Annotated in this window: 22 protein-coding genes; 18 read left to right on the top strand and 4 right to left on the bottom strand. The window is 58.6% G+C overall.

Annotated elements, in window-relative coordinates; translation table 11 throughout:
• Positions 1 to 214: 214 nt before the first annotated feature.
• From ACYUCQ_RS12235 to ACYUCQ_RS12215, 5 genes are all read left to right on the top strand, one after another.
• Positions 215 to 592 (top strand): hypothetical protein, encoded by a 378-nt coding sequence (locus tag ACYUCQ_RS12235; RefSeq protein WP_460254814.1) that lies wholly within the window; start codon positions 215 to 217, stop codon positions 590 to 592.
• A gap of 437 nt (positions 593 to 1,029) precedes the next feature.
• Positions 1,030 to 1,377 carry a hypothetical protein gene (locus tag ACYUCQ_RS12230; protein WP_460254813.1) on the top strand — a complete coding sequence of 116 codons (348 nt, stop codon included), beginning with the start codon at positions 1,030 to 1,032 and terminating at the stop codon, positions 1,375 to 1,377.
• A 127-nt stretch (positions 1,378 to 1,504) separates the two neighbouring features.
• Positions 1,505 to 2,881 (top strand): FkbM family methyltransferase, encoded by a 1,377-nt coding sequence (locus ACYUCQ_RS12225; protein WP_460254812.1) that lies wholly within the window; start codon positions 1,505 to 1,507, stop codon positions 2,879 to 2,881.
• Complete coding sequence (locus tag ACYUCQ_RS12220) at positions 2,862 to 5,168, top strand: glycosyltransferase (RefSeq protein ID WP_460254811.1); 2,307 nt, start codon at positions 2,862 to 2,864, stop codon at positions 5,166 to 5,168. Before ACYUCQ_RS12225 ends, ACYUCQ_RS12220 begins: the two co-directional genes overlap by 20 nt.
• A complete protein-coding gene (locus ACYUCQ_RS12215) occupies positions 5,132 to 6,265 on the top strand; it encodes a glycosyltransferase (RefSeq protein ID WP_460254810.1) in 1,134 nt (377 codons plus the stop codon). The genes ACYUCQ_RS12220 and ACYUCQ_RS12215 overlap by 37 nt, the downstream gene beginning before the upstream one ends.
• 23 nt (positions 6,266 to 6,288) lie before the next feature.
• Here the strand turns inward: ACYUCQ_RS12215 and ACYUCQ_RS12210 are convergent, their stop codons facing one another.
• Positions 6,289 to 7,794, bottom strand: a complete 1,506-nt coding sequence (locus ACYUCQ_RS12210) for an L-lactate MFS transporter (RefSeq protein ID WP_460254809.1) — start codon at positions 7,792 to 7,794, stop codon at positions 6,289 to 6,291.
• A gap of 196 nt (positions 7,795 to 7,990) precedes the next feature.
• Here ACYUCQ_RS12210 and ACYUCQ_RS12205 point away from each other — a divergent pair, with 196 nt between their 5' ends.
• From ACYUCQ_RS12205 to ACYUCQ_RS12150, 12 genes are all read left to right on the top strand, one after another.
• Positions 7,991 to 8,881 carry a DUF2167 domain-containing protein gene (locus ACYUCQ_RS12205; RefSeq protein ID WP_460254808.1) on the top strand — a complete coding sequence of 297 codons (891 nt, stop codon included), beginning with the start codon at positions 7,991 to 7,993 and terminating at the stop codon, positions 8,879 to 8,881.
• Entirely contained in the window at positions 8,878 to 9,282 is a 405-nt protein-coding gene (locus ACYUCQ_RS12200) for a J domain-containing protein (RefSeq protein ID WP_460254807.1), read from the top strand. The genes ACYUCQ_RS12205 and ACYUCQ_RS12200 overlap by 4 nt, the downstream gene beginning before the upstream one ends.
• Entirely contained in the window at positions 9,279 to 9,977 is a 699-nt protein-coding gene (dapB, locus tag ACYUCQ_RS12195; protein ID WP_460254806.1) for a 4-hydroxy-tetrahydrodipicolinate reductase, read from the top strand. The genes ACYUCQ_RS12200 and dapB overlap by 4 nt, the downstream gene beginning before the upstream one ends.
• Before the next feature lie 123 nt (positions 9,978 to 10,100).
• Positions 10,101 to 11,288 (top strand): methionine adenosyltransferase, encoded by a 1,188-nt coding sequence (gene metK, locus ACYUCQ_RS12190; RefSeq protein ID WP_460254805.1) that lies wholly within the window; start codon positions 10,101 to 10,103, stop codon positions 11,286 to 11,288.
• Between the two features lie 73 nt (positions 11,289 to 11,361).
• Complete coding sequence (gene trmB / locus ACYUCQ_RS12185; RefSeq protein ID WP_460254804.1) at positions 11,362 to 11,958, top strand: tRNA (guanine(46)-N(7))-methyltransferase TrmB; 597 nt, start codon at positions 11,362 to 11,364, stop codon at positions 11,956 to 11,958.
• 174 nt (positions 11,959 to 12,132) lie between these two features.
• A complete protein-coding gene (locus tag ACYUCQ_RS12180) occupies positions 12,133 to 13,413 on the top strand; it encodes an ABC transporter substrate-binding protein (RefSeq protein WP_460254803.1) in 1,281 nt (426 codons plus the stop codon).
• Between the two features lie 78 nt (positions 13,414 to 13,491).
• Positions 13,492 to 14,361, top strand: coding sequence for a branched-chain amino acid ABC transporter permease (locus ACYUCQ_RS12175; protein WP_460254802.1), 870 nt, complete (start codon positions 13,492 to 13,494; stop codon positions 14,359 to 14,361).
• A complete protein-coding gene (locus tag ACYUCQ_RS12170) occupies positions 14,358 to 15,389 on the top strand; it encodes a branched-chain amino acid ABC transporter permease (RefSeq protein ID WP_460254801.1) in 1,032 nt (343 codons plus the stop codon). The genes ACYUCQ_RS12175 and ACYUCQ_RS12170 overlap by 4 nt, the downstream gene beginning before the upstream one ends.
• On the top strand, positions 15,386 to 16,135 hold the full coding sequence (locus ACYUCQ_RS12165; RefSeq protein ID WP_460254800.1) for an ABC transporter ATP-binding protein: 750 nt from the start codon (positions 15,386 to 15,388) through the stop codon (positions 16,133 to 16,135). Before ACYUCQ_RS12170 ends, ACYUCQ_RS12165 begins: the two co-directional genes overlap by 4 nt.
• Positions 16,132 to 16,842: an ABC transporter ATP-binding protein gene (locus tag ACYUCQ_RS12160; RefSeq protein WP_460254799.1), complete on the top strand. Its 711-nt coding sequence runs from the start codon at positions 16,132 to 16,134 to the stop codon at positions 16,840 to 16,842. The genes ACYUCQ_RS12165 and ACYUCQ_RS12160 overlap by 4 nt, the downstream gene beginning before the upstream one ends.
• Before the next feature lie 89 nt (positions 16,843 to 16,931).
• Positions 16,932 to 18,122 (top strand): YbfB/YjiJ family MFS transporter, encoded by a 1,191-nt coding sequence (locus tag ACYUCQ_RS12155; RefSeq protein WP_460254798.1) that lies wholly within the window; start codon positions 16,932 to 16,934, stop codon positions 18,120 to 18,122.
• 52 nt (positions 18,123 to 18,174) lie between these two features.
• Positions 18,175 to 19,050: a M48 family metallopeptidase gene (locus ACYUCQ_RS12150; protein ID WP_460254797.1), complete on the top strand. Its 876-nt coding sequence runs from the start codon at positions 18,175 to 18,177 to the stop codon at positions 19,048 to 19,050.
• Here ACYUCQ_RS12150 and ACYUCQ_RS12145 read toward each other — a convergent pair.
• The 3 genes from ACYUCQ_RS12145 to hppD all read right to left on the bottom strand — a co-directional run bounded on the left by ACYUCQ_RS12145 (position 18,989) and on the right by hppD (position 21,860).
• Positions 18,989 to 19,651 (bottom strand): NAD(P)-dependent oxidoreductase, encoded by a 663-nt coding sequence (locus ACYUCQ_RS12145; protein WP_460254796.1) that lies wholly within the window; start codon positions 19,649 to 19,651, stop codon positions 18,989 to 18,991. The two genes, ACYUCQ_RS12150 and ACYUCQ_RS12145, sit on opposite strands and share 62 nt — an antisense overlap.
• Before the next feature lie 36 nt (positions 19,652 to 19,687).
• On the bottom strand, positions 19,688 to 20,605 hold the full coding sequence (locus ACYUCQ_RS12140) for an MBL fold metallo-hydrolase (protein WP_460254795.1): 918 nt from the start codon (positions 20,603 to 20,605) through the stop codon (positions 19,688 to 19,690).
• A gap of 145 nt (positions 20,606 to 20,750) precedes the next feature.
• Positions 20,751 to 21,860, bottom strand: coding sequence for a 4-hydroxyphenylpyruvate dioxygenase (hppD, locus tag ACYUCQ_RS12135; protein WP_460254794.1), 1,110 nt, complete (start codon positions 21,858 to 21,860; stop codon positions 20,751 to 20,753).
• A gap of 116 nt (positions 21,861 to 21,976) precedes the next feature.
• Here hppD and ACYUCQ_RS12130 point away from each other — a divergent pair, with 116 nt between their 5' ends.
• Complete coding sequence (locus ACYUCQ_RS12130) at positions 21,977 to 22,450, top strand: Lrp/AsnC family transcriptional regulator (protein ID WP_460254793.1); 474 nt, start codon at positions 21,977 to 21,979, stop codon at positions 22,448 to 22,450.
• Position 22,451: the final 1 nt, after the last annotated feature.

Genomic DNA, 22,451 nt, shown 5'->3' with positions numbered 1-22,451 from the left:
CGCTAAATCTTGCAACGTCAGCTCTTGACCTCACCGGGCCGTCCACACATGGGCCGTCTGGCATCGTATTTCGCTCCTCTCCCGCCGTTTCCGTTCTCTCTCCCTGAACCCACGCCCGCTCCGCGAACGGAAACCCGGCGCGAAAGCTCAAACCTCGCCCGAACCCGCAGAAGCACAAGCGCCACCCCCTCCAACCGGAGCAAAAAGGAGCGAATTGCCGGAGCAAAAAGGCTGGCTGCTGCAAACCTTCCCCGGCCATCACATCCCCTATGTGCGCGGACATCTCATCCGCTTCCTCGAAGACCCCGACTTGTCGCTCCTCCACGCCGCAAACCCCCGAATCGGTCGCGTGCTGCGCCCAATCTGCCACATGCTCGCAATCCCGCTCCCCGCTTACCTCAAATTACCGCGAAAACCGCGTCAACCTCGCCCCAAATCAGCTCCCAAACCAGTGCGGCGGAGCAAAAAAACCCCCGAGCAGTCATTCTACCAATATATGCTCGAAAAATACCCGCCCGCGCCCCCACGCCCCACGCTCCCCGGCCATATCTACGCACCCCCCGCCCGCGCAAAAATCAACTTCGAGCGTTGAGCGCACAATCACGCCCATATCGTTCCGGTATCATAACAAAATGGAGCAAAAAAACGAAAAAACGAAGAATCGGCGGCGTAAAATAACGAAAACAGCAGAGCGCAACCTGCGGAGCGACATAAAATCCCCGATCACCAAAACGCCGCGTCCGCCTCAAAATTGAACATTGACTTTAAGCCATTTTGGCGCGAAATCACAATTTCGTGATAAGCGCTGTAATTTAATGGTAAATTACAGGCGATGCTTATCCAGTCTAAGCTTCAAGGAGTGAAAAATTGATCTCTCGTTTTAACCCGCGAATGGTCGTGATCACAACAATCGCTGCGCTATCCATGCTCGCTGCAACGCCAAATTCTCTCGCATCCAGCCAGTTGGGTCACATCGGCGCTTGGACCGCCAAGATGGGTGGCGGCAGCCCATCAAAAAAGTTTTGCGTGATGAAAGAAACATTTAAAGATGGCGGTGCGTTTGGTTTCCGGTTCGATCATGCGGGCGCCCACATGTATGCCTATAGGCCGCACTGGAACCTGGCGGGGAAGGGGAGTCACCTGCAAATGATTTTGCATGTCGATGGGGTTGATTACAGCCATCCTGCGCGCATCGCGACACAGTCTTTGATCAAGACGGACGTGATCGATTGGAAGGGGTTTCGCGTGCTCGTCCATAGTCAGCACGCCCAACTGCGCATCATGTTTGCGCATCCCGTCACTTGGACTCTCAATCTAACCGGCGCACGGCAGGTCGCCGAAATTGTCGATCGCTGTGTGCATCAGCAAGGCATTTAACATTTCGTAACTTTGTGCGGGCCACCGCTTTCATCCACGCAGTGGCGATTCTTTAGGCACTCCGCTAAATCATGGGGGCACGGTCTCGGATGGGAGACCGTGCTTTCGTGATTGGGGCCAACAGAAAATGATCACATCGATTGAAACAGGCGATTCATCGCCGGGCAGTCCGCCAGTCGGTGCGCCTTTTATCGCCTACGCGCAGAATTTCGAGGATATTTTGCTGGCGCGCGTCTTCGCGGGCAAAGATACAGGCTTTTATGTCGATATCGGCGCATTCGATCCATCGATCGGTTCCGTGACCAAAGCCTTCTATGATCGGGGCTGGCGCGGCATCAATATCGAACCCGGGCTGATTTTTACCAAACTCGCCGCCGAACGGCCCAACGATATTAATCTCAATCTCGCTGTGAGCGATCATCAAGGTGAGGTTGAATTTATCGAAGATCCAACCGATCCCGGCCAGTCGCGCATTCCATCATCCGAGGTGCCGGGCGTGTCGCGGCGTCGGGTTGCCAGCGACACACTCACCAACATTCTCGCCGCCCATGCCAACGGGCGCACGCCCGATTTCATTAAAATCGATGTTGAAGGCGCTGAAGCCGCCATCATCACGAGCACCGATTGGCGCCGGGTCCGCCCCACCATTTTGGTCATCGAAGCCACCGAGCCTTGGACCAATCGGCTGGCAAACCAATCCTGGGAGCCGATCCTGCTCGATCAGGGCTATCACCGCGCCTATTTCGACGGCATTAATATTTTTTACCTCCCGCACGAGCATCGCGATTTGCAGCGCCATTTTCTGCTTCCGGTGAATGTGCTCGACCATTTCGTGGTGCATGATCCGGCCATCGCAGTGCTGCGGCACGACCTTGAAAAAAGCCGAAATGACCTCGCCGCACGCGAAGCGTCCTATCGGCAAAGTCGTGACGATCAGACGCGCCTGCTCAATCAGGTGCATCAACTCACTGAGAAACTTGAGGCGCATCAAGCCTTTCAACAGCGCCTGACCGATCATCTGGACTGGCCGGACGCGCCACGCGCCTTGCAGCTTTTCCTGCCAATCGCACGATGGCTGCGCCGATGGGACGCGCCGCCCCAACCAGCAACGCCCGCACCACCGAGCGAGGCAGCACCAGCGCCCCCGCCAGAACCCACCCTGCGCGCACGGGTCAAATCGCTGCTCTACACGGCCTATCGCCCGTTTCGCCCGATCCTGCGGCCCATCGCTTGGCGGCTCCGCTGGTTCCTGATCGGCGATGTTCGCCATGATTTGGCGAATCTCACCGATCATCTCCATCATCTCAACCAATCCATCACCGACCTCCAGCGCCTAACACAGGCAGCGAAAGAGCCCTCCTTGGCACAGGCACCATCCGATCAATTGGTCAATCTGGTCGAAACCGCTTTGGTCACGCTCGCGCTTGATGCCGAACGTCTCGCCGCCGATCATCGCATGGCATCCAACCAGGATCATGAGCGTAATGCGCGATCTCATCATTGATGCGCGGTGCCTGCAGGACCCAGCCTTCGCCCGTCGTGGCATTGGCAGTCATGCCGCCGGGCTGATCGCGGGTGGGCACGCGCGCGCTGACATCCGCGCCGCGTGTCGTTTCGTTGCGCTAACCGATCCTGCTTTACCGGCCCTGGCCGAGGATTTTCGTACCCTGTTTGATGACAACCGGGTTGTTGCCTATCGGCAGGCGACCGAACGCTGCCTATTCTTGCAACCATCTCCGATGACCCATGATCCGCTCTGGGTCGCTCGGCTGCTGGCCGATCCCAGCGTGCCCAGCATTGCGCTGGTCTATGATTTCATTCCGCATGATTTTCCGCAACATTATCTCACCAACGCCGCAACGCGTGTGCATTACTATGCCAGCCTCGCGTCATTACGCCTCTATGATGGGCTCCTCCCGATTTCCGAGGCAACGCGGCTCCAGCTCGAAAGCTGGGTGGCGCACCGGGCGTCGCTGGTCGCGGTGACTGGCGTTGCGCTACGCCCATCAATGCTGCCACAGCATAACCCGCCCCCAGCGCGGCGCGCTTTGCAGCGTATTCTGGTGCCCAGCGGCGAAGATTGGCGTAAAAATCCCGAAATCGCCGTCCGCGCCCACGCGATGGCGACCGCGCTGCAAAGCCAAGCGGTGACGCTCGAATTTACCGGCTTACCCACCGCCGAAACCCAATCGCGCTTGCGCGCTTTGGCACGCCATGAAGGCGGAAACCCCGATTTACTGGTGTTTCATCCTTTTCTCGATGATCCCAGCCTCGCGGCACTTTATCGCGCGTGCGACCTCGTCATCGTGCCGTCGCGCAGCGAAGGATTTTCGATCCCGGTGATCGAGGCGATGGCCCAATCAGCCCCGGTGCTGGCCAGCAACTGCCCCGCCCATGCAGAATTGCTCGCCGATGCAGAAGATCGTTTCGATGCCGATGATCCGGCGGACCTGCTGCGATGCTTCAACCATCTCGCAGCCCATCCATCGCATCTGCCCGCAATGACGGCGCGCACCGCCGCGATTTGGCCGCGATTCACCCAAGAACAGGTCAATGCGCGCGCCTGGGATGCCATCGCCACCCTGATTGGTCCGCCCCAATCGCTGCCAAAACCGGCCATTGCCCGTCACTATCGGCCGCGAATCGCGTTCGTCTCGCCGATGCCCCCCACGGCTTCCGGCTGCGCTGATTTTTCCGAACGCACCTTGCAGAGCTTAGCGCAGCGCGCGGATATTTCGGTCTTCACCAATACCCCCAACCCCCAACTCCCGCCGCAAACAAAGTTTGCCGGCACGCCGGGCCGCTATGCCCATGTCTCAAACCAATTTGACGCCGTGATCGATGTGCTCGGCAATTCCCATTTTCATCAGGCCGAGTTTGATCTCCTGCGCAGCCATGGTGCCGCCTGCATCGCGCATGACGCGCGCATGCTCGATTTTTACGTCCATCGCCTGGGCCTTGCACGCGCCTGCGCACAAGCCAGCGCTGAGGCAGGCCGGGTCGTCTCGCCCGAAGAGGTGGAGCATTGGCTGATGCATCCAGGTGAATTGCCGGTGCTGTTTCTCGGTGAAATTGCCGCCGCATCGCGTCCACTCTTCGTGCATTCGGCGATCACCGCGCGCCTGATCACCCAACTCTATCAGCGCACCGCCATCGTGCTGCCGTTCCCCCCCTATCGCGACTTTACCGATGCGCAACTCAGCGAGGCAGCGCGCGCACGGGTTCGCAGCCAACTGCGCCTCGCGCCCGACGAGCTGATTATTGCGAGTTTTGGCACAATCAGCCGTGATCGCGCACCGGGCGAACTAATCTGGGCGCTGGACATGCTCCGAAGCTGGGGCTTGCCGGCCCGGCTGGTGCTGATCGGGCAAGCCAGCCCTGATATCGCCGCCATGATTGATCGTTTGGCGGCGGAGGTTGGGGTCAATGTCACAATCATCGCCGATCGTGACAATCAATCGCTCTATCGCGATTGGCTGATCGCCTGTGATGTGGCGGTGCAACTGCGCACCTATGGTTTTGGCGGCTTATCCGGGGCCTTGATCGATTGCATCGGTGCTGGCGTGCCGAGTGTTGCCAATGCCAGCCTCGCTAACGCGATCGAGGCGCCCCCCTATGTCGCCACAATCCCCGATGCCCTCAGCGCCCCCTTGTTGGCCGAGGCCATCGCGGACATCATTGAGCCATCCCGCCACCGGCCACGCCCCCTTGCCGCCCGGCGGGCTGATCTCGCCACCCGCAATTTCGATATTTATTGCACAAAATTGATGAATGGGTTGGGCTTCGCATGATTGTGCTCGATTGTACCGAACTTGCGCAAAACCCGATTAATACCGGCATCCAGCGGGTCGTGCGGGCGCTGATCCAGCATTGGCCATCCGAGAGCCCGCTCACCCTCGCAACGTTCGATCCCGCGCGCGGTTTGGTGCAATTACCCGCTGCGGCGCGCGCAATTTTGCTCGATACGAATGCTGCCGCCGACATTATTGAGAGCCGCCTTGCTGCGTTGGGCCCACGCCCGCCTGTGCCGCTCGATGCCACAACCCGCATCTTGGTGCCGGAAGTTTTTTATGATCACGCCCGTTGCAATTTTTATCACACGCTCCCCCCTGAGCGCGCAGCCTTCCTGGTCTACGACCTGATTGCCTATGTGCATCCAGCTCAGATCAATGTGCGCGAAACAGCACCGCTGATGCCCTATCTGCGCGTGCTGCGCGACGCGCGCCATCTGGCCTTCATCAGTGACCAGACCAGGACGGACTTCATGCGCCGCATCCGCCGCAATCCTGTCGAGCCAGGTCCAGTGCTGCCGCTCGGCGCCGACGGGTTGGCGCTGGAGCGTCAGTTATTTGAGCCTGCGCGCTGCGATTTTCTCAGTATTGGGTCGATCGATGGCCGCAAAAATCAACCCTTGATGATCGCGGCCTTTCAACGCCTGTGGCAGCGCGGCAGCACCGCGCAGCTTACCTTGGTCGGTCGCGCCTTTCCCCGCGCTGATCTTTCAGCGCTCGAAGCGGTTGCCAATCATCCCCATTTCACTTGGCATCGCCATGCCACCGATGATGAGCTCCGATCATTACTGCGGCGTGCGCGCGCGTGCCTCTATTTATCCGAAATCGAAGGCTATGGTTTGCCGCCAGTTGAAAGCCTCTATGCCGGTATCCCCGTGATCGTCCCGAGCGAATTGCCATCCACCAGCGCCTTGCCTCATCGTGGTCAAATTCGTCTGCCCACCCTCACGCCTGAAACAATTGCCGATGCGGTCAGCGTAATGAGTGACACTGCAAATGCCGCACAATTTTGGGCCGAAGCAGCGACCCTCCAGCTTCCACGCTGGGCTGATTTCGCCAGCGAAACCGCCCGTTGGGTCAGCGCATTACGCCCGTAACAAATTTGGCCCTGTGAGTCCGATCAAAGGCCAAAGAGATGGCTTGCGCCCAATAGCGTATTGAACACGCCCCAGGCCAGAGGAACTCCCACCAAAAGCCAATAGGCGATGAAGAGTGGCTCGGTTGTCGCCATGGCCTTAGCTGACGCGGGCGCTGGGTTGGCCTCGGACAATTCGGCGAGATTAATGCCGGTGACATCGGTTTGCCAACGATAGATCATTGAATTGCAAAACGCCCCAAATAACAACAATCCCGCCATGATATATAGCGTCACGGTGTATGAATCCGCCTTCGGCACACCCAGGCTGATTTGATAACGCCGAATATAATCGATCAATACCGGCCCCAATACGCCGGCAGCGGACCATGCCGTCAATAACCGTCCATGGATTGCGCCGACATGGCGCACGCCGAAAATATCGCGCAGATAGGCCGGTATGGTGGCGAAGCCACCGCCATACATCGACAAGATCAAGCCGAAACAAAGAGCCGTCAGCGCAACGCTACCCAAAACCGCTGTATGCGGCACAATCAAATACAGCGCGATACCGAGAAAGAAGAATATGAAAAAAGTTGCCTTGCGGCCAATCCAATCGGACAACGAGGCCCAGGCAAACCGGCCCCCCATGTTGAACAGCGAGATGAAGCCAACGAAACCCGCTGCCGTGAAGGCGGTGATCCGGCCATGGAACATTTCCTGAATCATCGGGCTGGCTTGGCTAATCACGCCAATTCCAGCGGTAACATTCAGAAATAGCACCAGCCACAAATAATAAAATTGCGGCGTGCGCAAAGCGCCACCACCGGTAACATCGGTGCTGTTTAACCAGGATGCCGCATTGGTCTGGGCGTCGGCATTGGGCGGCATCCAGCCGGCGGGCGGCACACGCACGATCACAGCGCCCAGCGTCATGAAAATCGCATAGACAACACCCAATGTCACGAAGCAGCCGACGATACCGGGTTGCGATGCGGTGGCGAACAAATGCATCAGCAGAACTGACAGCGGCGCACCGATCATCGCGGCGCCGCCAAATCCCATGATTGCAAGCCCGGTGGCCATGCCTGGCCGGTCAGGAAACCACATCAGCAAAGTCCGCACCGGGGAGACATACCCGATCCCAAGCCCGATCCCCCCAATCACCCCATAACCAAGAAACAACACGACCAAGCTATGAATGGCAACGCCAAACGCTGCGATCAAAAATCCACCGCCAAAACACGCCGCGGCCAACACCATCGCCCGGCGTGGCCCCACTCGGTCAAGCCAGCCACCCGAAAATGCCGATGCGAGTCCCAGAAACAAAATGGCGACCGAAAAAATCCACCCTACGTCAACCAGGGACCAATTATGTCCGGGATGACCGGGCCCTCCCAATAGCTTGGTTAGGGGCAGGTTGAACACGCTGAACGCATAAACCTCGCCGATGCATAGATGCACACATAACGCGGCAGGTGGCACCAACCAACGATTATAATTGGGTGGTGCAACCGTTCGCTCGCGATCCAAAATGCTCAGAAACGCCATTTCGCCCCCTACCGTAATTGATTGGTCGACCATTTTCATGTCGAAGCATACCCAACAAACATCCCTTTATCCCAGTTTATATCCAACGCGCAAAAATTATCACGTCGATCCAAAACTAAGACTTACACTCTCGGACCTTGTGTGATTCCGCTCCCTCGTCGATAACGCGCTGGTGATTGCACTGCGGAGCCTTCGAATGCGAAAAATAATGCGACTATCTTGGCTGTCGCTTGTTTGTCTGGCCGCAATTAGCGGATCGGCGAGCGCCCAATCGCCCTCAACCACGTCGCCGCCCGCTACCCCGCAGCAACAATTAGCGGCCCTTCACTGGCTGGGCGCACCCGCGTTGGCGCCGGTCGGGAACACCGGTCAAATGGTCTTGCAGCCGGGCATCATGATGCTGGCACCGCCCGATTCGGACAAGTTTCTCCGGTTGCAGGGCAATCCCGTGCGCCGCGATGCACAATTTTACGTCATCGCCCCGACGGCACGCCATATGGCTTGGTTCGCGGTGATGAATTACGAGGCAATCGGCCACGTGCTCGATCAGCAAAAGATCGATGCCGCCAAAATCCTTGCGGCCGAACAGCGCAACAATAAGCGCAGCATCGCGACCCGCGAGCGCGACCATCTGCCGGTCCTAACCCTCACCGGCTGGGGGATGCAGCCGCATTACGATGCCACGACCCATCGGCTCGAATGGGCTTTCACGTACGATGTGTCAGGCGGAGGTTCGGTTGAGAACATGAATACCCGCATCCTTGGTCGGCTCGGCGTGTTGCACATCGTCATGGTCGATGCGCCGTCGCGCCTACAAAGCGACCTTCCTGCTTTCGATTCCGCCATGAATGGGTTTCGGTTCACCGCCGGTCAACGCTATACGGATTTCAAAAAGGGCGACAAGCTGGCTAAATTTGGTCTCGCTGGCCTGATTGCCGGAGGTGCTGCCGCCGTTGCGGTGAAAACCGGCCTGTTTGCCCTGGCAATCAAGGCCATCCTCAGCTTTTCCAAGATTATTATCGTGGGTCTGGTGGCGGTCGGCGCAGCCTTTCGCCGATTTTTCGCCCGATTATTTCGCCGTTCATGAGCGCGCCCTCGTCCGGCATCGTGTCGCTGGCCGTCGCCCTGGTCGCGGGCATTGTCGGCTATGTCGGGATATCGAAATTCATCGATTCGAAACGCCGTAAAGCCGCGACGCCGCATTTTGGCGATGCCAAACCTGGATCGATCCCATCGACCCCCTATGCGTCGCCTCCGACCACCAACGGCCCCTGGTATTCGGTTCTCGGCGTCGCGCCAGATGCATCTTCCGCCACGATCCAGGCCGCCTATGATCGGCTCGCGCGGCAAAACGCAACGGAGGATGATCATCTTCTGCCGCCCGATCTGCGGTCCATCGTTCGCGCCCGCCGCGCCGCGATCGATCACGCCTTACAACAAGCCCGTGCCGCCGCGCAGCCAGGATCGCCGCCAGGATTATGGTCATGACGACGCCACGGATCGGCATTGCCGGTATCAGCGGTCGGATGGGCCAATTGCTCGCCGCCGCGATCCCGGCAGCGGGTGCGACATTGGTCGGCGGCACGGGCCGTCACGATGATCTGGCGGCCCTCGCGCGCGGGTGCGATGTCGTGATTGATTTCACCATCGCGGCGGCGATTGCGCCACACGCGGCGATTCTGGCCCAAACCGGCACGGCCTGGGTGCTCGGCACCACCGGCCAGACCGAGGCGGATCACGCGGCAATTGCCGCCGCCGCGACACAAATCCCCGTTTTCACCGCCGCTAATTTTGCCCCCGGCGTCAATCTGATCCTCGCCCTCGCGCAAATTCTCGCGGCCCAGCTTCCCGCCGCCACGCATGATGCCGAAGTGCTGGAAATGCATCATCGCCAAAAGCGCGATGCACCCTCCGGCACCGCCATCGCGCTCACCCGCGCCATCCAGCGTGGCCGTGGCGCAGAGGCCCCAATCCCAACCGCCAGCCTGCGCGGCGGGCAGATCATTGGCTCGCATACGGCGTTGTTTACGGCCGGTTTTGAGCAAATCACCCTAACCCATCATGCCCTTGATCGACGCATTTTTGCGGATGGTGCGGTCCGCGCCGCCCTCTGGCTGATCCACCAGCCGCCAGGGCTTTACGGCATGAATGATCTGCTGGCCCTTGATGATATTATCAGGTAATCGCCGTTCATTGCGCTGTTTGGCTTGACCGGTGCGCCAGTTTCCGCCAATCCGCGTGCGCTCGGGCGTGCGGCCCCGGCGCTGACCCGGCTTCGGGCTGTTTCGCGACAAGAGGAGAAATCCATGCGCGACAAAGGCGAGTTTTTATTCACCTCGGAATCCGTCTCCGAGGGGCATCCCGACAAAGTCGCGGATCGGATCTCCGATACCGTGCTTGACGCCTATTTGGCGGCTGATCCGTATGCGCGGGTCGCCTGTGAAACGCTGGTGACCACCAATCAGATCGTGCTCGCTGGTGAAACCCGTGGCCCGGCTTCGATCACCCATGAATATCTCGCCCATCTCGCGCGCATGGCCGTGCAGGATATCGGCTATGACCAGGAGGGCTTTTCCTGGCGCAACGCCGCGATCGATGTTTTGCTCCATGCCCAATCGAGCGATATCGCTGCCGGCGTCGATGCGGCTGGCAACAAAGATGAAGGCGCTGGCGATCAAGGCATTATGTTTGGTTATGCCTGCTCGGAAACCGAGGCGCTGATGCCGGCCCCCATCCATTATTCGCACCTGATTTTGCGCCGCATGGCGGAGTTACGCAAAATCGGCGACAGCCGCGCGATTGGCCTGCAGCCCGATGCAAAAAGCCAGGTCACGCTGAAATATGTCGATGGCAAGCCGGTCGGCGCTACCTCGATCGTGGTGTCCACCCAGCATGACGAGGGAATGACGCAAGGCGCCATCAAATCCATGCTGCGCCCGCTGATCACCGAATTGCTCCCTGCGGGTTGGATGTGCAGTGATGAGCATTTCTATGTGAACCCCACTGGTAATTTCGTCATCGGCGGCCCTGACGGCGATTGTGGCCTGACCGGGCGTAAAATCATCGTCGATACCTATGGCGGTGCAGCTCCGCATGGCGGCGGCGCTTTTTCCGGCAAAGACCCCACCAAGGTCGATCGTTCAGCCGCCTATATGTGTCGCTACCTCGCGAAAAACGTGGTTGCTGCCGGGCTGGCCAGCCGCTGCACCATCCAGGTCAGCTACGCAATCGGCGTGTCGCATCCGCTGTCGGTCTATGTCGATTTGCACGGGACCGGCCATGACGTCGAAGAGAGCAAGATCGAACGGGTCTTGCGCGAGTTGGTGAACCTTACCCCGCGCGGCATTCGCGAGCATCTGCATTTGAACCGGCCGATCTATGTGCCGACCTCATCCTACGGCCATTTTGGCCGCGAGCCGGATGCTGAGCTGGGCACCTTCACCTGGGAAAAGACTGATCTGGTTCCCGCGCTGAAATCGGCATTTGGACGCTAATCTGAAACCGCCGCCCGACCGTCTTTACGGTCGGGCGCGCGGCCACGCGCTGCGGCCTCGGCAAGTCGCCCTCATGACCGCTTTGTTGCCGCGTCTGCGCTGGCCCGATGTCGGGTTCGCCATCAAACCCGTCAATTTATGGATCGAGGTTGGCGCCGGCAGTTTCGAACATGCCGAGGCGATGGCGCGCGCGAACCCTGCCATCGGCCTCATCGCCTGCGAAGTGTTTGAAAATGGCATCGCGTCGCTGCTGTCGCGCATCGCCCCTGGTGACACTGACCCGGCCAGCGTCATTCTGCCGGCCAATCTGCGCCTGTACCCTGATGATGCGCGGGCCTTGCTGCGCAGCCTCCCGGATCGGGCTCTCGGCCAGTTATTTCTGATGTTTCCAGACCCCTGGCCCAAAGCCCGCCACGCGAAACGCCGGTTCGTGCATCCGGATATGATCTACGAAATCGCGCGCGTGATGCAAAGCGGCGCGGAATGGCGGATCGCGAGTGATGACCCCACCTATCAACAATGGGTATCCGCCGTCTTTGCAGCGCAGCATGACTTTATCATGACGCAACAAACCACAATACGCCCGGATGACTGGCCAGCAACGCGTTACGAAGCCAAAGCAATTAGGGCAGGGCGGCAACCCTATTATTGGATTTTCCGGCGCGTTTAGCGACTGTCTCATTGAATTTACCAATAGGTGACATTGACGTATCAATGGCAAACAGGCAATTTAATGCCACCAAGCGGCGGTCGAATGTTCGTTCATATTGGCATTCAGCGCCGCAACGGTTACAAACGCGCACTGCACGAATTTTAAAACACCAAAGCCTGGGGAGCAAAATCCATGAGCGATCAAAGCAATGACATGCCCAATCTCGGCGTCACCGACCATCTTGGTCGGCGTGATCTGATCAAAGCCGGGGCTGGCGTCGGCCTCACCGCCTTGATGGCCGCACCAACGCCGAGCTGGGCTGCGAGCGAAAAACCCATCAAAATCGGCATGATCGATCCGATCACCAGCATTTTTGCCTCCCTCGGCCATAGCGAAATTAAGGGCGCGAAATTCGCCGAGGAAGAGATCAACAAAAAAGGCGGCATCATGGGCCGTCCGCTGCAGCTGCTCGTTGAAGACGGCGCTGGCAACCCCGGCACCACGGTCACCAAGGCCCAGCGTCTGGTCACTCGCGACAAAGTTGACTTTCTGATCGGCACCGTGAATTCGGCATCCTCGTTGGCCCTTAGCCAATATGCCGCACGGCAAAACAAGCTGTTCGTCTGCACCGGTGGCCACGTGGACAGCCTGACCGGCGCGTCTTGCAGCTGGAACACGTTCCGCACCTGCTCGACCACCTGGATGCTGACGTCCGGCGATTTTGAAACCCTGTTCAAGAAATTCGGCAAGAAATGGTATTTCATCACCACCGACTACGCTTTCGGTGAATCCGAGCAGGCCGATTACACCAAGCAGTTGAAAAAGGCCGGCGGCAGCGTGGTCGGCGGCGCGCTCGCGCCCGTCGGCACCACCGATTTCTCGTCCTATCTGATCGATGTGAAAGCCAAAAAGCCTGACGTGCTCTGCTTGTTGCTGGCCGGTGATGATCAGGTGAACTGCATGAAGCAGATCGCCCAATTCGGCATCGACAAGAATATTGCGGTCGGTGGCGCGTTGATGGAGCTTGAATTGCTGCAAGCGCTGCCCGAAGCCGCCCGCTATGGGTGGTGGACCATGGAGTGGTATTGGAACCAGCCGAAAACGCCTTATGTTGCGGAATTCGTCAGCGCGTATAAGGCGAAATATAAGGGCCAATACCCCTCGGCGCGCTCCTGGTTCGGCTATGCAACGGTTCATGCCATTAAGCTCGCCGTCGAAAAAGCCAAATCGACCGAGACCATCAAGGTCGTCCGGGCGATGGAAGGCTTGGTGCTACCGCCCGAAGTGGCGCTGCAACCCGGTGCGCCGGAATATCGCGCCGCCGATCACCAATTGATCCTGTCGATGTTCCCTGGGCACGCCATCCAGACCGGCAAATATCCGAACCTGTTCGATGTTTCAGCGATTGTTCCGGGGGCGCAATTGGCCCTGCCAGCCTCGGCAACCGACTGCAAAATGAAATATCCAGCCTAATTCTGCACTAATTGCGAAATCCGGGCGGTGCCGTGCCAACGGTGCCGCCCGTTTTAATCGAATAAGACCGAGGTTTTTATGGTATTATTGCTGTTCAACGCGTTCAACGGGCTGATCCAAGGGGCATTCTACGCGCTGATGGCCCTCGGTCTCGCGCTGATCCTGGGGCTCAACGCAACGATCAATTTTGCCCATGGCGCTTTCATGGCGCTTGCCGCTTATTTTGCCTTCACAATTTTCCCTTATACCGGTTTTTGGGGCGCTTTGTTCATTGCGCCGTTGCTGGCGGCGGCGGTGGGGTTTGTGGTTGAAACCACGATGGTCCGGCGCCTCTATACCCGGAAAGATCCGATCTATACGTTGCTGCTCACCTTCGGCCTTGCGCTGATCTTGCAAGATTTGATCCGCACCATCTGGGGCGCCCAAGGTCAGCCGCTCGCAATCCCGGCAATGCTGAACCACCCGCTCAGCAATACCTATTTCTTCCTCACCGGTTATCGTCTGTTCGTGGTCGGCGTTGCCTTGCTTAGCACCGGCGCGCTATTCGCGGTGTTGCGCTTCTCGCGAATTGGCATCCGGATTCGCGCTGGCAATAGCGATTTGGAAACCATCGCAGCATTGGGCGTGAATATTTATCTGCTCCGCACGATCAATTTCATGATCGGTATTTTGTTCGCGGGTGTCGCGGGCATCCTCGCCGCCGGCCAGCTCGGCCTGAACCCGAATATGGGCGATGCGTTGATCATGCCGGCCTTCGTCGCCATCGTGGTGGGCGGCGTCGGCTCACTGCTCGGCTCCTTGCTCGGCGGGTTGATTATCGGCCTTGCCTCCGGCATCGTCACGACGTTCGCACCCGCCGCGAGCGAAGTGGTGATTTATGTGATCATGGGCGTCATGCTGGTGGTCAGGCCCCGTGGTTTGCTCGGACAGGAGGGATTGTTCGAATGAGCGCCCCCGCGTCCGTATCGCGCACCGATGCTTCAACCACAGCAACCAACCCGCGTTTCAACCGCCGGGTCATCGGCAATCTGTTGCTTGGCGTGGTGCTGATCGCCGTGCCGTTCTGGCTTCCTTTGGTCGGCGGCTATACCGATCTGGCGTCCCGCGTGTTGATTTACGCGCTGGCCGCCATGGGCCTTAATTTGCTGCTCGGCTTTACCGGCGGCTTATCCTTTGGTCACGCCGCCTATTTCGGCCTCGGCGCTTATGGTGTCGGGCTGATGTTGAAATACGAGACCCATAATATTTTTCTCGCTCTCCTCGCGGGCACCTTGCTCGGCGGTGCCGCCGCCGCCCTGCTCGGCCCGATCGCCGCCCGGCGCCGCGGCATCTATTTCTCGATGATTACCATCGCGATTGGTCAAATGTTCTATTTCATCGCGGTGCGCTGGAATGATTTCACCGGCGGCTATGACGGCCTCACCGGCTTCTCGCGTCACCCGGTTCATCTACCCGGCCTCACGCTGCCCATGGGCTCGTTGGATTTTTATTATATGGTGCTCATCTGCTTTGGCCTCGGGGCCTGGGTGCTCTGGACGATTTTGAACTCGCCGCTCGGCCACACGTTTGTTGCGATTCGTGAAAACCACAAACGCCTGACCTTCCTCGGCATTCGCACCCAACGCTATATCGCGATCTCGTTTGCGATTTCCGGCACCATCGCGGCACTCGCGGGTGGGCTTGATGCCATGTATGGCAATTTTACCTCGCCCAACGTGCTTGAATACACCCTGTCCGGCAATTTCCTGATCATCGCCGTGCTCGGTGGCATGCGCAATTTCTGGGGACCGCTGGTGGGGGCTGTCATCTTTATTCTGGTGCGCGATTATGTCAGCTCGATCACCCATAATTGGATGACCGTGATCGGCCTTATTTTCGTCGTTTCGGTGCTTTTCTTCCCGCTCGGTATCTTGGGGTCGATCAAAGATTGGCGGGCGCTCATCTCGCCCCGAATTCGTGAACAGGACGCCCCATGAGCCTCCTCGAACTGCAATCGGTCGGTCGGCGTTTCGGCGCCCTGCAGGCCCTGTCGAACATTTCGCTGAATGTCGATCAAGGCGAGCTGCGCGCCATCATCGGCCCGAACGGTGCCGGCAAAACCACTCTGTTCAACCTGATCAGCGGATTTTTTCCTCCAACGGAGGGAGCGATCATTTTCGATGGCAGCCCGATCACGGCGGTCAATCCCGCCTCGCTCGTGCGTCGCGGCATCATTCGCACCTTTCAGATTACCGAGATTTTTCTCTCGCTCACGGTCGCTGAAAATCTGCGCGCCGCCGTTGAAACGGCCATGGGGCTCAATCTGCGCCCTTGGGTTTCGCGGGCCACGCGGGCGCGCATCGAAGCGCGTGTCGCTGAGCTCATGGAAATCGTCCAAATCAGCGGCAAAGCGGACCGGATCGCCGGTGAATTATCCCACGGTGATCAGCGTGTGGTTGAAATCGGCATCGCTCTCTCGCGCGCACCCAAGCTGCTCCTGCTCGATGAGCCCACCGCCGGCATGGGTGATGAAGAAACCCATCACATGACGGCGCTGATCCGCCGGCTGAACAAGGACCAGGGCATCACCATCCTGTTTGTCGAGCATGACATGGCCATCGTGTTCGGCATCGCTGATCGCATCACCGTGCTCGATAACGGCAGCATGCTCGCCGAGGGCAACGCCGCCGAAATCGCCGCCAATCCGCGCGTGCAATCAGCCTATCTGGGGAACGCCGCATGAGCACCGTCCTCGCTGCCGACGATCTGAATACCTATTACGGCAAAAGCCACATTCTACACGGCGTCTCGCTCAGCGTGAACGAGGGTGAATTGATCGCTCTGCTTGGCCGCAACGGGGCGGGTAAAACCACCACCATGCGCAGCATCATGGGCCTCACCCCGCCGCGCAGTGGCCGTGTGCAGCTCTTTGGCCAGGATGTCACCGGCAAGCCGCCCTATCGGATCGCAAGTCTCGGGGTCGGCTACGTGCCTGAGGGGCGGAAAATCTTCGGCCATCTCACCGTCCATGAAAATCTATTGGTCCCGCCGCAAACCAAAGGCCCCTGGACCATAGATGCGGTTTATAAATTATTCCCCCGTCTGGAAGAGCGCCGCACCAGCAAAGGTGGCCGCTTATCCGGCGGCGAGCAGGAAATGCTCGCCATCGCCCGCGCTTTGCTGCTCAACCCGCGCTTTCTGATCCTCGATGAACCCTCGCAAGGTCTGGCGCCGGTCATCGTGCAGGAAGTCATGCGCACCATCGCTCGGATGAAATCAGAAGGCATGTCGATCTTGCTGGTCGAGCAGAACGCCTTCCTCGCTCTGCAACTGGCCGACCGCGCTTACGTGCTCTCGGATGGTGAAGTTGCCTATCATGGCCCGGCGGCTGAACTCGCCGCCGACAAAGAGCGCATCGAAGCACTCGCCGGCGTCGCGCACGCGGGGTGATCGCGCCGCCTCAACCCGGCCATGCGTTCGCATCGGTTGGCGGCCACTCTCGCCGCGCCCAAGCTGAGCCGAACAGTCAAAGGTAAGCCATGTCCGTTTTGACCACGGCGCCCGCCACCGCGACCAATCAAGAAGCGGCCCGGGTGATGGTCGCCGGTGTCGCCAGCATGTTGCTCACTGTCGGCCTCGCCCGTTTCATGTACACCCCGCTGCTGCCGATCATGCAGCATCAAGCCGGGCTGACCACACTCCAAGGCGGCTGGCTCGCTACCATCAATTATGCCGGCTATATGAGCGGCGCCCTCCTCACCGCCTTGATCGGCGACATCCACACCAAATTCCGCGCCTATCGCGCTGGCCTCGTGATCGCCCTGCTCAGCACGGCTGGCATGGGTTTGACCGAAAACTTCCTGCTTTGGGCCATTTTACGCCTCATCGCGGGCCTCTCCAGCGTTGCCGGCTTGCTGCTCGGGTCGGGTCTGGTGTTGCATTGGCTCCGTCATCATGGCCGCAGGCTCGAACTCGGCATTCATTTCGGCGGCGTCGGTCTTGGCATCGCCGTTTCCGGCCTGCTGGCTATCGCAATGGCGGGCAGGCTCACCTGGTCGCAGCAATGGTTCGCCGCAGGCGCGTTTGGCATTCTGATTTTCATCCCGGCCTGGTTCTGGCTTCCCGCACCGCCGCAGACAGAACGGGGCGCAACCCCCACCCATGCGGATCGGCCCCCATCGCACCGTTGGATCATTTTCTTTACCGCCGCATATTTTTGCGCCGGTGTCGGTTACGTCGTCAGCGCGACTTTCATTGTCGCGATTGCGGCCAAGCTGCCAGCCTTGCATGGTTTTGGTAATCTGGCCTGGGTGGTGGTGGGCCTTGCCGCCATGCCATCCTGCCCGCTCTGGGACCGGCTCGCCCGCCGCACCGGTGACATCCAAGCCCTGCTCTGGGCGTTCGCCGTGCTCATCCTGGCCATCCTGCTCTCTGCCTTTACCAAGACCCTGCTTCCCAGCTTGGTTAGTGCGGCGCTCTATGGCGGCTCTTTCAACGGCATCACCAGCATGGCGCTCACCATCATCGGTCGCCTCTATCCCAGCAATCCTGCCAAAGCGATGGCGCGGATGACCATCAGCTTCGGCGCCGCCCAAATTATTGCGCCCGCCATCGGCGGCACCATCGCTCATTACACCGGCAGCTATCGCGGCGCCCTGCTGATGGCGGCGGCAACCATGATCATCGGCATCATCCTGCTCCTGCCGTTGCGCCGCACCGCCAGCGCTTGACAAGTCATCGCCTGCAAGCGACTAACATTGGTCTGTCTTAAGGGGGAATTGGATGTCGCCGATCGTCAAAACGCTGCGTGACAGCTCAGAATCAGGCTATAGCACCGCGTTGACAGTTCTGGGCATTTTGCTCTGGATCTATTTTATTTTCATCATCATCACCGTGATGGTCCTGCGCCCTGCGGTGGGGGTGGTCTATATTTTATATATTATTGGCGGGGTTATTTTCGCCGTGATATCAGCCGGTTGGTATCGCGCCCATGCCTTCGGCAACATGACCATGCTCAGCCCGCGTCAATTTCCAGAACTGCATAAAATGGTCGTCGACGGTGCTGCCCAGCTCGGCATGGCGCAGCCGCCTACAACATTTCTCTATAATTCCAACGGCCTGTTAAATGCCTTTGCGCGCCGCTTGCTTGGCCGCCCCTTTGTGTTTCTCACAGCGTCCTTGGTTGACGTGCAAAATGATGAGCAGGTCCGTTTTGTCATCGGTCATGAATTGGGCCACCATGCGGCGGGTCACCTCAACCCGATCAAGCATTTCATCCAATTGCCTGGCCACCTGATCCCGTTTTTAGGCAAAGCCTATTCGCGTTCACGCGAATATACCTGCGATAGTATTGGCTGCTACCTTTCTGGCGATGCGGAAGCGGCGCGCAGTGCGCTTGGCATGCTCGGCTGCGGTTGTCGGCGTCTCAACACCACGCTGAATTGCGAAGCCTTTGCTGATCAGGAAGGGCTGGTCCCGCCGTTTTTCGGCTATCTGACCGAGATTTTCCGAACCCACCCGCGTCTCACCCGCCGCATCCGGGCGATCCGTGCGCATGTGCAACGCGCCGAATTGCTGCGTGCCCACGCGGCCCAGCCTAGCCCGACAGCGCCAGTGATTGCCCAATATCGGCCGGATTATCCAGGCACCGCACAATGAATTGTGCCAGATCACCCCGGCTGATGGTCTGCTTGCCAATTTGGCCGTTACGATCCGCGCGATAATGCCCGGTGCTTGGTTGATCAACCAAGCCCACGGGCTGGACGATCGTCCAATCCAACCCTGACTGACGCAGCAGCGTCTCCTGCCGCTCTTTGTCGGCCATATGTTCGCGCAGCACCACCGCATAAAACAGCTTGAACATCATGGGCATCATGGTCCGGGTCGCGCCCACACCAAAAGCGGTGACGCACACCGCCCGCCGACAACCATGGGCCTGCATGCCCGCAATAATATGCCGCGTGCCCATTTCGCACACGTCGCGCGCGGTGGTGCGTTGAGCACCCAGCATCAGCGCAAACGGATTTTGCGAATTACCGAGGCTCACCACAACCCGATCATGACCCTCAATCGCGGCGGCCACATCAGCCGCACGCATCACATCCCCAACAATAACCGACAATCTGGCAGGTTGATCAGCAGCCAAGGCCAACCGGGCCGGGTCGCGAACAAAGGCGGTAACGGTCTCGCCAGCATCCAACAAAGCGCGAATAACCGCGACGCCGGTGCCACCACTCGCTCCAAAAACAATCACCGCCATGCTGCACTTTCCCCCGGATCGATCCGGTACGTCAGTTTACATCGCGTTGAGCGGAATTTTCAAATAAGCGGTCCCGTTATCCTCGGCCTTCGGCATTTCGCCAGCGCGCATATTCACTTGGATCGAGGGCAGGATCAGCTTGGGCATGGACAAGGTCTTGTCACGCGCCTCACGCATCGCGACAAACTCATCCTCGCTGATCCCATCATGCACATGGATATTTTTCGCCCGCTCCTCGGCAACGGTGGTCTCCCAGGCATAATGATCGCGTCCCGCCGGGCGATAGTCATGGCAGAGAAACAGCCGCGTCTCTGGCGGCAAGGCAAAGATTTTCTGAATCGATTGATACAAAATCCGCGCATCGCCGCCGGGGAAATCGCAGCGCGCCGTGCCGTAATCGGGCATGAACAGCGTATCGCCGACAAAGGCGGCATCGCCAATCAACCATGTCATGCAGGCCGGCGTATGGCCCGGCGTATGCATCACCAACCCATCGATGGTGCCGATGGAAAAGTGATCGCCATCATTGAACAGCCGATCGAACTGGCTGCCATCGCGCTGAAACTCCGACCCTTCATTGAAAATTTTGCCAAAAATCGTCTGCACATCAATGATATGCGCACCAATCCCGATCTTGCCGCCCACTTTCTGCTGAATATAGGGCGCTGCCGACAAATGATCGGCATGAACATGCGTCTCCAAAATCCAGTCAACCTTCAGATCATGCTCTTTCAAATAGTCCAAAATCTGATCGGCCGCTGCGGTTGAGGTCCGCCCCGAGGCTTGATCGAACACCAAAACCGTATCGATAATCGCACAGGATTTCGATACAGGATCCGTGACGACATAGCTGACCGTATTGGTCGGCTCATCGAAAAACGACTGAACGTCTGGCTTTGCACCTGTCAAATTGCCCATGGTCTTGTCCCGATAAAACACGCGATTGAGGATCATCCGCGTCCGGCTACCAACAAGGCCGGTCGCGACTATCCTATCACTTGGATCAATAGCCGATAAATGCAAGTTAGGCGATATATTTAATCGGGGCGAAGGACGGGTCCGGGAGCGAAGGGCGATGGAATGGAGCGAAAAGATGATTTCAGGCGGCGGCCTCGCTCAACACCCCGCGCCGGATTTGATCTTCCTCGATTGATTCAAACAACGCTTTGAAATTCCCCTCGCCAAAGCCGTCATCGCCCTTGCGTTGAATAAACTCAAAGAAAATCGGCCCAATCACCAGCTTGGAGAAAATCTGCAACAGCACGCGCACCCGCCCGTCCGCCTCAACCCCTTCGCCATCGATCAAAATGCCAAGCCGCCGCAAAGTCTCCACCGGCTCGCGATGGCCATGCACCCGCTCGCGCGACCGCTCATAATAAATATCAGGCGGCGGCGGCATGAATTCGAGGCCGCGCGCACTAATCGCTTCAACCGAGCGATAAATATCCTCAGTTCCCACCGCGATATGCTGAATGCCCTCGCCCTTGTAGGCGCGCAGATATTCCTCGATCTGGCTCTTATCATCGGCACTTTCATTAATCGGGATCCGAATTTTACCGCAGGGTGACGTCAGCGCCCGGCTAATCAGCCCGGTCATTTTGCCTTCAATCGCGAAAGACCGGATTTCCTTAAAATTAAACACATGGCTGTAGAAATCATACCATGTGCTCATCGCGTTTCGCGCCACATTATGGGTCAGATGATCGATATAATGAAACCCAACGCCTTGCGGCTGCGGGTCCACCGCGCCGAGCCAGTCAAATTCGGCCGCATAGGGCGAGCCTTTCTCGCCATAATTCTCCACCAAATACAGGAGTGATCCGCCAATCCCCACAACCGCCGGCACATCGAGAATCTTGTCCGCCCCTCGATATTCAACAGCGCCGTAATCAAGGCAGCGCTTGAGTGCGTGCTGCGCATCCACCACCCGCCACGCCATCGAGGGTGCGCACGGCCCGTGCTGCGCGCAAAAACGCCCAGCATGGCTCTGTTGCTCCCGATTGATCAGGTAATTGATCGATCCTTGCCGATAGAGCGAAATGTCCTGCGTGCGATGCCGCGCCACCTCCTGATAGCCCATCTGCTCGAACAATGTTTCCAAAGCACCAGGCTCGGTGCTGGCGAATTCAACAAATTCGAACCCATCCGTGCCCGCCACGTTCACATCATCAATTCGTGCCACCGGCGCATCGTGCGGAAAAGGACCCATCAGACAACTCCCAATTTTGATGAGATTGATTTTAGGCGCGGCGCCGCGATAATGGCTTGCAAATTTCACATAATCAGCCTTAGTTATGCACAGAATTCGCGCAGAAGAGCAAAAATATGCAATCAGTCAGCATTGATGGTCCCGACATCGCAATCCTGCGCGCCTTGCAGTGTGACGCGAGCCTGACCAACGCCCAACTTGCCGATCAGGTTCACCTATCCGCCTCGCAATGTTCCCGCCGCCGCGCCGCCCTCGAAGCCAGCGGCCTGATCAAGGGCTATGCCGCCCGCCTCAATGCCGAAGCCCTCGGTTTTGGCTTGCGCGCGATCACCCGGATCAATTTGCGCACCCATGGCGGCGATAATGACGATAATTTCGTCGCGTTCATCCGGCGCCATGGCCAAATTCGCGGCGCCTTTTCCGTGTCGGGCGATGCGGATTACCTGCTCGATATTCACGTGCGCGATCTGCGCGAATTCGCTGAATTCATCCATCACCATCTGCTCGCCCACCCGCTCGTGGCCCAGGTTCGCTCCGAAATCGTGCTGATGACCATCAAGGATGATGGTGAATTGCCCTTGTTGCGCTAAC

The sequence above is a fragment of the Acidiphilium sp. MT5 genome, from assembly GCF_054767495.1.
This window is presented reverse-complemented; position numbering and strand designations above follow the sequence as displayed.

What these genes read in the sequence shown, in the direction of transcription:
- ACYUCQ_RS12230 (WP_460254813.1), top strand. Translation starts at nt 1,030, where the DNA reads ATGAAAGAAACATTTAAAGATGGCGGTGCGTTTGGTTTCCGGTTCGAT.
- ACYUCQ_RS12225 (WP_460254812.1), top strand. Translation starts at nt 1,505, where the DNA reads ATGATCACATCGATTGAAACAGGCGATTCATCGCCGGGCAGTCCGCCA.
- ACYUCQ_RS12220 (WP_460254811.1), top strand. Translation starts at nt 2,862, where the DNA reads ATGCGCGATCTCATCATTGATGCGCGGTGCCTGCAGGACCCAGCCTTC.
- ACYUCQ_RS12210 (WP_460254809.1), bottom strand. Translation starts at nt 7,794, where the DNA reads ATGGCGTTTCTGAGCATTTTGGATCGCGAGCGAACGGTTGCACCACCC.
- ACYUCQ_RS12205 (WP_460254808.1), top strand. Translation starts at nt 7,991, where the DNA reads ATGCGAAAAATAATGCGACTATCTTGGCTGTCGCTTGTTTGTCTGGCC.
- ACYUCQ_RS12200 (WP_460254807.1), top strand. Translation starts at nt 8,878, where the DNA reads ATGAGCGCGCCCTCGTCCGGCATCGTGTCGCTGGCCGTCGCCCTGGTC.
- dapB (WP_460254806.1), top strand. Translation starts at nt 9,279, where the DNA reads ATGACGACGCCACGGATCGGCATTGCCGGTATCAGCGGTCGGATGGGC.
- metK (WP_460254805.1), top strand. Translation starts at nt 10,101, where the DNA reads ATGCGCGACAAAGGCGAGTTTTTATTCACCTCGGAATCCGTCTCCGAG.
- trmB (WP_460254804.1), top strand. Translation starts at nt 11,362, where the DNA reads ATGACCGCTTTGTTGCCGCGTCTGCGCTGGCCCGATGTCGGGTTCGCC.
- ACYUCQ_RS12180 (WP_460254803.1), top strand. Translation starts at nt 12,133, where the DNA reads ATGAGCGATCAAAGCAATGACATGCCCAATCTCGGCGTCACCGACCAT.
- ACYUCQ_RS12175 (WP_460254802.1), top strand. Translation starts at nt 13,492, where the DNA reads ATGGTATTATTGCTGTTCAACGCGTTCAACGGGCTGATCCAAGGGGCA.
- ACYUCQ_RS12170 (WP_460254801.1), top strand. Translation starts at nt 14,358, where the DNA reads ATGAGCGCCCCCGCGTCCGTATCGCGCACCGATGCTTCAACCACAGCA.
- ACYUCQ_RS12165 (WP_460254800.1), top strand. Translation starts at nt 15,386, where the DNA reads ATGAGCCTCCTCGAACTGCAATCGGTCGGTCGGCGTTTCGGCGCCCTG.
- ACYUCQ_RS12160 (WP_460254799.1), top strand. Translation starts at nt 16,132, where the DNA reads ATGAGCACCGTCCTCGCTGCCGACGATCTGAATACCTATTACGGCAAA.
- ACYUCQ_RS12155 (WP_460254798.1), top strand. Translation starts at nt 16,932, where the DNA reads ATGTCCGTTTTGACCACGGCGCCCGCCACCGCGACCAATCAAGAAGCG.
- ACYUCQ_RS12150 (WP_460254797.1), top strand. Translation starts at nt 18,175, where the DNA reads ATGTCGCCGATCGTCAAAACGCTGCGTGACAGCTCAGAATCAGGCTAT.
- ACYUCQ_RS12145 (WP_460254796.1), bottom strand. Translation starts at nt 19,651, where the DNA reads ATGGCGGTGATTGTTTTTGGAGCGAGTGGTGGCACCGGCGTCGCGGTT.
- ACYUCQ_RS12140 (WP_460254795.1), bottom strand. Translation starts at nt 20,605, where the DNA reads ATGATCCTCAATCGCGTGTTTTATCGGGACAAGACCATGGGCAATTTG.
- hppD (WP_460254794.1), bottom strand. Translation starts at nt 21,860, where the DNA reads ATGGGTCCTTTTCCGCACGATGCGCCGGTGGCACGAATTGATGATGTG.
- ACYUCQ_RS12130 (WP_460254793.1), top strand. Translation starts at nt 21,977, where the DNA reads ATGCAATCAGTCAGCATTGATGGTCCCGACATCGCAATCCTGCGCGCC.